At 63.2% G+C, this 8,121-nt stretch carries 9 protein-coding genes; 4 read left to right on the top strand and 5 right to left on the bottom strand.

The features are described 5' to 3' along the window. Positions 1–59 precede the first annotated feature (59 nt). From ACW9I6_RS28395 to ACW9I6_RS28385, 3 genes are all read right to left on the bottom strand, one after another. Positions 60–1,034: a 5-oxoprolinase subunit C family protein gene (locus ACW9I6_RS28395; RefSeq protein WP_087693152.1), complete on the bottom strand. Its 975-nt coding sequence runs from the start codon at positions 1,032–1,034 to the stop codon at positions 60–62. Continuing rightward, a complete protein-coding gene (locus ACW9I6_RS28390; RefSeq protein ID WP_008432967.1) occupies positions 1,031–1,909 on the bottom strand; it encodes a 5-oxoprolinase subunit B family protein in 879 nt (292 codons plus the stop codon). The genes ACW9I6_RS28395 and ACW9I6_RS28390 overlap by 4 nt, the downstream gene beginning before the upstream one ends. 76 nt (positions 1,910–1,985) lie before the next feature. Then, positions 1,986–2,744 carry a 5-oxoprolinase subunit PxpA gene (locus ACW9I6_RS28385; protein ID WP_003211441.1) on the bottom strand — a complete coding sequence of 253 codons (759 nt, stop codon included), beginning with the start codon at positions 2,742–2,744 and terminating at the stop codon, positions 1,986–1,988. 232 nt (positions 2,745–2,976) lie between these two features. Here ACW9I6_RS28385 and ACW9I6_RS28380 point away from each other — a divergent pair, with 232 nt between their 5' ends. Further along, positions 2,977–3,894 (top strand): LysR family transcriptional regulator, encoded by a 918-nt coding sequence (locus tag ACW9I6_RS28380; RefSeq protein ID WP_177019369.1) that lies wholly within the window; start codon positions 2,977–2,979, stop codon positions 3,892–3,894. Here ACW9I6_RS28380 and ACW9I6_RS28375 read toward each other — a convergent pair. Beyond that, positions 3,815–4,786, bottom strand: a complete 972-nt coding sequence (locus ACW9I6_RS28375) for a LysR family transcriptional regulator (RefSeq protein ID WP_457340089.1) — start codon at positions 4,784–4,786, stop codon at positions 3,815–3,817. The genes ACW9I6_RS28380 and ACW9I6_RS28375 overlap by 80 nt on opposite strands. A gap of 111 nt (positions 4,787–4,897) precedes the next feature. On the opposite strand from ACW9I6_RS28375, the gene ACW9I6_RS28370 reads away from it, so the two are divergent. Both ACW9I6_RS28370 and ACW9I6_RS28365 read left to right on the top strand, forming a co-directional pair. Beyond that, positions 4,898–5,656, top strand: coding sequence for an SDR family NAD(P)-dependent oxidoreductase (locus ACW9I6_RS28370; protein WP_003211435.1), 759 nt, complete (start codon positions 4,898–4,900; stop codon positions 5,654–5,656). 57 nt (positions 5,657–5,713) lie between these two features. Then, on the top strand, positions 5,714–6,622 hold the full coding sequence (locus ACW9I6_RS28365; RefSeq protein WP_003211434.1) for a LysR family transcriptional regulator: 909 nt from the start codon (positions 5,714–5,716) through the stop codon (positions 6,620–6,622). A gap of 57 nt (positions 6,623–6,679) precedes the next feature. Here ACW9I6_RS28365 and ACW9I6_RS28360 read toward each other — a convergent pair whose 3' ends face one another. Beyond that, positions 6,680–7,117 carry a multidrug/biocide efflux PACE transporter gene (locus tag ACW9I6_RS28360; protein WP_087693157.1) on the bottom strand — a complete coding sequence of 146 codons (438 nt, stop codon included), beginning with the start codon at positions 7,115–7,117 and terminating at the stop codon, positions 6,680–6,682. Positions 7,118–7,206: 89 nt separating this feature from the next. Between ACW9I6_RS28360 and ACW9I6_RS28355 the strand changes: the two genes are divergently transcribed. Next, positions 7,207–8,061: a LysR family transcriptional regulator gene (locus ACW9I6_RS28355; protein ID WP_457340088.1), complete on the top strand. Its 855-nt coding sequence runs from the start codon at positions 7,207–7,209 to the stop codon at positions 8,059–8,061. Positions 8,062–8,121 lie beyond the last annotated feature (60 nt).

Here is an 8,121-nt window from a genome sequence, read left to right as displayed (position 1 = left end):
TTGACTGACACTCCGCTTTCGCGAGCAAGCCCGCTCCCACATTGGGTTCAGTGGTGAGTTCAGGTGCTAAACAACCCGCCCATCACCTTCAGCCGCTTTTTGTACACCCGCCGCGCCTCCAACGCTTCCTCCAGCGTCACCGCCACAAACCCCGCCCGCTGGTTCGGTTGCATCTGCCCGATCAGATCCAGGTCGGCACTGATCACCGTGCCAATCATCGCGTAGCCCCCGCCCGACACCGCGTCCCGGTGCAGCACGATCGGCTCCAGGCCCGCCGGTACCTGGATCGAGCCGATGGGGTAGCAACTGTCGACGATGTTCGACGGATCGGACCCGGCGCCAAACGGTTGTTCCCGTGGCTGAAAGCTCAAGGCATTGCCGCCCTTGAAGCGATAGCCGATGCGGTCGGCCTCCGACCCCACCGTCCAGGGCTCGGCAAAAAAGCTGCTTTTGGCGGCGGGCGTCAGTCGCTCGTAATACAGCCCCGGCACCACCCGCAGGGTCACGTCCCCACCCACCGATTGGCGCAACGCCATGGGCAAACTGTTCCCAGCCCGGCCTTTGCCGCTGGCTTCGCCCACGGGCAGTTCATCACCCTCCACCAGCCGCCGCCCCTGAAACCCGCCCAATGCGCCGAGGGTGTAAGTCGAGCGGCTGCCCAACACCAGCGGCACATCGATGCCACCGGCGACCGCCAGGTAAGTCCGCGCGCCGGCCCTGGGAAATTCAAAGCGCAGCACTTGCCCGGCCCGCACTTCAAACGCGGTGTCCTGATGCACCACTACGCCGTCCAGGCGCGGCGACATCAGCGCACCGCACAACGCCACCAGGGCATCCTGCTGAAACTCCAGCTCCGGCCCGATCAACGTGCATTCCAGCCCGGCAGCGCCGATGGGGTTGCCCACCAGGTGGTTGGCCGCGCTCAACGCGTATTGGTCCAGGGCGCCGGATGGCGGGATGCCGAGGTGGTAATAACCTTCGCGGCCAAGATCCTGCACGGAGGTGGCGAGGCCGGGTTTGAGTACCTTGATCATGCCAGCGCCTCCTGCAAGGTTTTCGGGTAGCCGATGGGGTCGGCGAGAAAGGCGTCGAGGGAAAACTCCACCGGGCGGATGCGCAGGTCGAAGCGCCCTGCGTCCACTTCTGCCACGGCCAGGTCATAGGCGTCGCGGTCCATGGGTTTGAACTGCACGATGTCGCCGGGGCGGAAGAACACCATGTGCTCTTTCAGGTAGGCCAACTGCTGTTGCGGGTCGTAGATCGGCGCCGGGGTGACGCCGAACATCTGGTAGCCACCGGCGCCGCGTACCGAATAGATACAGCCAAAGCAGCCGCCGTGGCCGAGGGTCAATTTCGGCGTGTCGGTGCGTGGGCGCAGGTACTTGGGCACCTGCAACTGCCGCTCGCGTTCCACCATCTGGAACATGAACGGCAAGCCCGCCACAAACCCCACCATCGAGACAAACCACGGCGCGCCACTGTGGGCCGCGATAAACGCGTCCACATCCGCCAGGCCGTTGATCCGCGCTGCGTATTCCAGGTCGGTGCCGGTCGGATCCTGATGACGGTCGCGAAAGCGCATCAGGGTTTCATGGGTCCAGGGGTCGTTGTACAGCACCGGGATTTCGATGATGCGGGTGTGCAAGGTACGTTCGGCCACGGCCTGGGCTTCGGCGCTTTGTACCGCGTCGAGCAGCACGTGGGGCGCGATGCGGTCCGGGTCGAAACGAATCTGGAACGAGGCATTTGCCAGGCAGACGTCCAGCACACCGTCCAGGGCCAGGCGTTCCACCGCACGGGTGACGGCCATGCCCTTGAAGAAAGCCTCCAGGGACATGCTCTCGCTGACCTCGGCAAACAGGTGTTCATCACCGCCAAAGCTGTAGCGGATCGGGGAAGATTCAGCCATGTCTGTTCCTCTTGGAATCATTGTAGAAAGGCAGGCAAAAAATCAGTCAGACCCGGTGTCTGGGCACCGGTGTCGGTCAGCGGGGTGTGCGTACTTCGATGCCCGCCTGATCCAGCGCTTCACGGGTGGCTTCCACCAGTTCAAGGGCGCCGGGGGTGTCGCTGTGCAGGCAAATGGAATCGAATTCGATAAACAGGTCTTCGCCTTCAACCGTACGTACCAGCCCGGTCTGGCAAGCCCGTAGTACGCGTGCCGCGACCGTTGCCGGATCCAGCGCCCGCACATTGCGGGTAAACACGATGGAGCCCGTGAGATCGTACTCACGGTCGGCATAAAACTCCCGCACCACCGGCTGGCCGAGTTCCTTGGCGATACGCCAGATCACCGAATTCGGCATGCAATACAGCAGCAGCGTGGGCTCCAGCCGTTGCAGGTTTTCCACGAGCAACCGCGCCGCTTCTTCATCCCGCGCCAGGTGCATATACAGCGCGCCGTGGGGCTTGATGTGTTGCAGCGTGAGGCCCTGCACCCGGGCGATTTCCCGCAGGGCGCCGAGTTGATAGAGCATGTCGTCCACCAGCTCCTGGGCCGGGGCGTTGATATGGCGTCGGCCGAAACCTACGAGGTCGCGAAAACCCGGGTGCGCGCCAATCGCCACACCCAACTGCTTGGCGCGTTCGACGGTACGGCGCATGGTGCCCGGGTCGCCGGCGTGAAAGCCGGTGGCGATGTTGGCCGAGCTGATGTAGGCCATCAGTTCGCTGTCGACGCCGTCGCCGATGGTCCAGGGGCCGAAGCCTTCGCCCATGTCCGAATTGAAATCCACTGCCTGCATCGGGGTCGCTCCGTTGAAGTTCTTGCGATGGAAATTAGGCTGCGGCTTGACCCCTTGGGAAGATCTAATATCAGATGGCCCATCTTCTGAAAATCAGATACCCGATACTGATCGTTCACACGCTCCGCGTGGGAATGCCGCCCTGGACGCTCTGCGTCCGCCTTTGAAATCGTGACGCAGAGCGTCACAGGATGCGTTCCCACGCAGAGCGTGGGAGCGAGCGGAGAAACCAATGTCCCTGACCCTGCGCCAAATCCGCTACTTCGTCGCCACCGCCGAAATCGGCCAGATCTCCCAGGCGGCGATTCACCTGAACATCTCCCAATCGGCGGTGACCACCGCGATCAAGGAGCTGGAAGCGATGCTCGGCGCGCAGCTATTCGTGCGCTCGGCCCAGGGCATGAGCCTGACCGACGCCGGGCGGCATTTCCTCAACCGGGCGTATGTGATTGTGCGCAGCGTCGACGATGCCCTGAACAGCCCGCTGCCGGACTACCGCGCCAGCGGCGTATTGCGGGTGGCCGCCAGCTACACCGTGCTCGGTTACTTCCTGCCGCACCACTTGCAGCGCATGGAACACTGGCACCCGGACGTGACCATCGAGGTGTTCGAACAGGAACGCCAGGCCATCGAACACGGCCTGCTCAACGGCCAGTTCGACATGGCCGTGGTGCTCACCGCCAACCTCACCCACGCCGATATCGTCTCGGAAATCCTCTTCAACTCCGAACGCCGCCTGTGGCTGCCCAGCCATCACCCGTTGTGCGAACGCCCCGCCGTGAGCCTCGCCGATGTGGCCAGGGAGCCGTACATTTTCCTCACCGTCGACGAAGCCGAACAAAGCGCCATGCGCTACTGGGAACAGGCCGGGCAAACCCCCACGGTGCGGCTGCGCACCAGTTCGGTGGAGGCAGTGCGCAGCATGGTCGCCAACGGCAGCGGCGTGGCGATCTTGTCAGACCTGGTGCATCGCCCGTGGTCACTGGAAGGCAAACGCATCGAAACCGTGAGCGTCACCGACAAGGTCACGCCCATGAGCGTCGGCCTGGCCTGGCACCGCGAGCGCGATTTCACTCCGGCGATGCAGGCGTTTCGGGATTACTTCCATGATGCATTCCTGGCGCCGCAGCAGTTGTCTGCCCGGCGTTGAAAGCAGCCTGCAAGGTGGCGGCCAGCCAATCCATGAACACCCGCACCCGCAGCGGCAAATGCCGTTGGCCGGCGTACAGCAGGGACACGTCCAGTGCCGGCGCCGGATAGTCCGGCAGCACCGCCACCAACTCGCCGCTGGCCAGTTGATCGTGAATGCCCAGGGCGGGCACCTGGGTCAGGCCAAAGCCACCGATGCACGCCGCCCGGTAAGCGTCGGTGCTGTTGACCGTGACGCGCCCGGCCATGGGAATCCGCTGCACCTTGTTGCCTTGTACGTATTCAAACCCTGGGGAGCGTGAGCCCAGCGGGCGTACGTAATGCACCAGTTGATGGTGAGCCAAATCAGCGAGCGTCCTGGGTACGCCGTAACGCTTCAGGTACGCAGCACTGGCGCAGTTGATCATCGGCATGCTGCACAACAAGCGGGCCACCACCGACTGGTCCGGCTGCGCACCGACGCGCAAGACGCAGTCGAAACCTTCCGCCAGCAAATCAACCTGGCGGTCGGTGCTGCTGATTTCCAGCTCGATCAGCGGGTGCAGGTCCATGAACTCGGGCAGGCGCGGCAGGATCAATTCCCGGGCCATGACATTGGGCATGTCCACCCGAATGCGCCCCGCCAGCTGCGCTTCATCCTGGCGAAACAAGCCTTCCAGCTCTTCCATGTGCGACAGCAAATCCTTGCTGCGCTCATACAGCACGCGCCCGTCCTGGGTCGCCTGGACCTTGCGCGTGGTGCGCTGCAACAGGCGCGCGCCCAGCAACTCTTCCAGCGCCTGCACATGCTCGGAAACCGTGGAGCGCGGCAAGCCCAGGCTCTCGCCCGCCTGGGTGAAACTCGACAGTTCGGTGACGCGCACGAAGGTACGCAGCAACTCTAGTTTGTTCATGGGATTGTTCGCCTTATCCGGCCAGTGATTCCGGCATAGCTCTGTTTATCACGTTATGGCCGGACAAATACACTCAGTCCCACGAACCATCACACGCTCGAGGACTTCATCATGACCCGTAAAATCGCACTCATCACCGGCGCGAGCCGCGGCCTGGGCAAAAGCGCTGCGCTGCACCTGGCGGCACAAGGCGTCGACATTATCGGTACCTACAACAGCGCGGCGGACGAAGCCCAGGCCGTGGTCGCCCAAGTCGAAGCGCTGGGCGGCAAGGCGGCCATGCTGCAACTGGACGTCAGCCAGAGTTCCACCTTCGAGGCGTTCACCGCCCAGGTCGGCTCGGTATTGAAGGACGTGTTCGGCCAGGCGCACTTCAACTTCCTGATCAACAACGCCGGGATCGGCGCCCACGCCAGCTTCGCCGACACCACCGAAGCGCAGTTCGACCAACTGGTGGCGATCCACTTCAAGGGCCCGTTTTTCCTGACCCAGAAACTGCTGCCGCTGATCAGCGACGGTGGCCGCATCATCAATATCTCCAGCGGCCTGGCGCGCTTCAGCCTGCCGGGTTATTCGGCCTATGCCTCGATGAAAGGCGCGGTGGAAGTGCTGACCCGCTACCAGGCCAAGGAACTGGGTGCCCGTGGCATCACCGTCAACACCCTGGCCCCCGGCGCGATCGCCACCGACTTCAGCGGCGGCGTGGTGCGCGACAATCCGGACGTGAACGCGATGGTCGCCAACAACACCGCCCTCGGTCGCGCAGGCTTGCCGGATGATATCGGCGGGGCGATTTCCACCCTGCTGGCCGACGGCAGCAACTGGATCACCGGGCAACGGGTCGAGGCCTCGGGCGGGATGTTTCTGTAACGCGCTCGGATTCTCCGCTAGCATCAATGCTTTCGGATACCTGACAGGCAATCACCCATGAGTTTTGATCCAGGACTGGCCGGTGGCATGGGCGTACTGGCCGCCGTGGTCGACAGCGGCAGTTTCGCCCGCGCCGCCGACAGCCTGGAGATGACGCCTTCGGGGGTCAGCCGGGCCATTTCGCGGCTGGAAAAACGCCTGGGAATCCGCCTGTTCGACCGCACCACCCGCTCGGTGCAATTGACCGACGAGGGCCGGCGTTTCTACCAGGAAATCGCCCCCCTGCTGGCCGGCCTGGAAGAAGCCGCCAGCTCGGCGGCCGACAGCGCCCTGACGGTTCGCGGGCGGTTGCGGGTGAACATCGACCCGTACTTTTCGCGGCTGGTGCTGGGGCCGGTGCTGGGTGAATTCATGAGCCAATACCCGCAGCTGCAGTTGGACCTGCACACGCGGGATCAACTCGGGGACCTGGTGGCGGATGGCTTTGATTTGGCCATCCGTTTTGGCATTCCGCAATCGTCCTCGCTGATCGCCCGCAAGCTGATGGAAGTGCGGGTGCTGACGTTGGCCTCGCCAGCTTATCTCGAGCGGCATGGTCGCCCTTCACACCCCAAGGACCTGGAAGACGGCCAGCACGTGTGCATCGACTTTCGCGACTCCCAGACCGGCCGGCCGTTTGGCTGGGAATTCCACCGGCCGGGCGAGCAGGTCAACATCGCCACCAGCGGGCGGCTGGTGGTCAACGACGCAGGGACCCTGTACAGCGTGTGCGAACACGGCCATGCAGTGGCGCAAATGCTCGACCTTGGGCTGGCACCGGCGCTGAAATCCGGCGCGTTGATCGAGTTGTTTCCCGACTGGCCCGACGAGCGCTTCCCGTTGTATGCCTTCTACCCGTCGCGGCATTTGCCGGCGGCCAAGGTGCGGGCATTCCTCGATTTTGTGGCCGCCCTACAACCCCTGTAGGAGCTGGCTTGCCGGCGATGACGTATCCAAAATCGCCATCGCCGGCAAGCCGGACTCCTACGCGGTGCGCATCCGTTTCTGCATAATCCGCTCCCGCGCGGCGTCATACGCCCAGTGATACACATAGGTGTACGGCAGGAAAAACAGCAACACGCCGATGTCGAGGATAAACGCCTGCATCAGGCTGATGTTCAGCCACCAGGCAATCAACGGCACACAGATCGCCACCAGCCCGCCTTCAAACATCAACGCATGCAGCACGCGGGTCCACACCCCGCCGGACAGTTGCAGGCGCGCCTTGAGACGGTCGAACAGGCCGTTGAAAATCACGTTCCAGGCCAGTGCCATAAGGCTGATGGCCAAGGTCACGACGCCCATCTCCAGGGCCGGTTTATCCATGATCCACGCCAGCAGCGGTGTACAGATCAACAAGGCCAAACCTTCAAAACCAATGGCCTGCCAAACGCGTTCAGTAATCGACTTGGTGGGTGTCATGACCCGTTCTCCGTGAGTGACGATGGTTGCCATCATTACCCTTTGACTCGATACTTCATAACCAGTAACCATCGATCAAGGCGATAGTCATGGCATCCCACGAAGTGCTTCAGGCGTTTGTGCAGGCGGCGACCCACGGTTCGTTTTCAGCGGCGGCGCGCAAGCTGGGCAAGAGCCAGTCCACCGTCAGCGCGGCGGTGGCCAGCCTGGAGATTGACCTGGATGTGGTGCTGTTTGATCGCAGCAGCCGCAAGCCCACGCTGACCCCGGCCGGGCATGTGCTGCTGCAACGCGCCGAGCAGGTGCTGGAAGCCAGCAGCCGCCTGGAGTTGGCGGCCAGCCAGTTGTCCCAGGGGTTGGAGCCGAAGTTGAGTATCGCGATGTCCGATACGTACCAGTCGGACCGTTTCGAAACCGCCCTCAGCGCCTTCGAGCAGCGCTACCCGGACCTGGAGCTGGAATGCCTGATCGCCGAATGCGAGGACTTGATTGCCCTGGTGCAAAGTGGCCGGGCGCAGATTGCGTTTATCGAGATGCAGGAGGTTTACCCGCCGGACCTCACCAGCACCACCGTGGAAGAGCGCACGGAAATCGCGCTGTTTGTCGCCCCCAAACATCCGCTGGCGAACCTTGCGGACATCGACCAGCAAACCCTGGAACAACACCGCGAACTGCGCCTGGCGAGCATCATCAACCCGAATGAAACCCGCGGCCTGGGCCGGGTGTGGTCAGCGCCCAGTTACCTGATGCTGATGGAAATGGCGCAGCTGGGTTTTGGCTGGGCACCGCTGCCGCGCTGGCTGGTGGAGCGGTTTGGCGGCGGCCATCTGTGTGAAATCAAGGCCCGGGGCTGGCCGCGCTCGGTGGCGGTCGATGCGTTGTGGTCACGCCAGCATCCGCCCGGCCCGGCCGGCAGTTGGCTGCTGGGCAAGATGCTGGAATAACGGCGGAACACACTATTCGCAACGATGAAGATCAAATGTGGGAGCTGGCTTGCCTGCGAT

Source organism: Pseudomonas sp. SDO5522_S412 (genome assembly GCF_054071215.1).
This window is presented reverse-complemented; position numbering and strand designations above follow the sequence as displayed.

Bases quoted from the DNA above. Each gene is read 5' to 3' on its own strand.
- ACW9I6_RS28395 (WP_087693152.1), bottom strand. From the start codon at position 1,034: ATGATCAAGGTACTCAAACCCGGCCTCGCCACCTCCGTGCAGGATCTT.
- ACW9I6_RS28390 (WP_008432967.1), bottom strand. From the start codon at position 1,909: ATGGCTGAATCTTCCCCGATCCGCTACAGCTTTGGCGGTGATGAACAC.
- ACW9I6_RS28385 (WP_003211441.1), bottom strand. From the start codon at position 2,744: ATGCAGGCAGTGGATTTCAATTCGGACATGGGCGAAGGCTTCGGCCCC.
- ACW9I6_RS28380 (WP_177019369.1), top strand. From the start codon at position 2,977: ATGTCCCTGACCCTGCGCCAAATCCGCTACTTCGTCGCCACCGCCGAA.
- ACW9I6_RS28375 (WP_457340089.1), bottom strand. From the start codon at position 4,786: ATGAACAAACTAGAGTTGCTGCGTACCTTCGTGCGCGTCACCGAACTG.
- ACW9I6_RS28370 (WP_003211435.1), top strand. From the start codon at position 4,898: ATGACCCGTAAAATCGCACTCATCACCGGCGCGAGCCGCGGCCTGGGC.
- ACW9I6_RS28365 (WP_003211434.1), top strand. From the start codon at position 5,714: ATGAGTTTTGATCCAGGACTGGCCGGTGGCATGGGCGTACTGGCCGCC.
- ACW9I6_RS28360 (WP_087693157.1), bottom strand. From the start codon at position 7,117: ATGACACCCACCAAGTCGATTACTGAACGCGTTTGGCAGGCCATTGGT.
- ACW9I6_RS28355 (WP_457340088.1), top strand. From the start codon at position 7,207: ATGGCATCCCACGAAGTGCTTCAGGCGTTTGTGCAGGCGGCGACCCAC.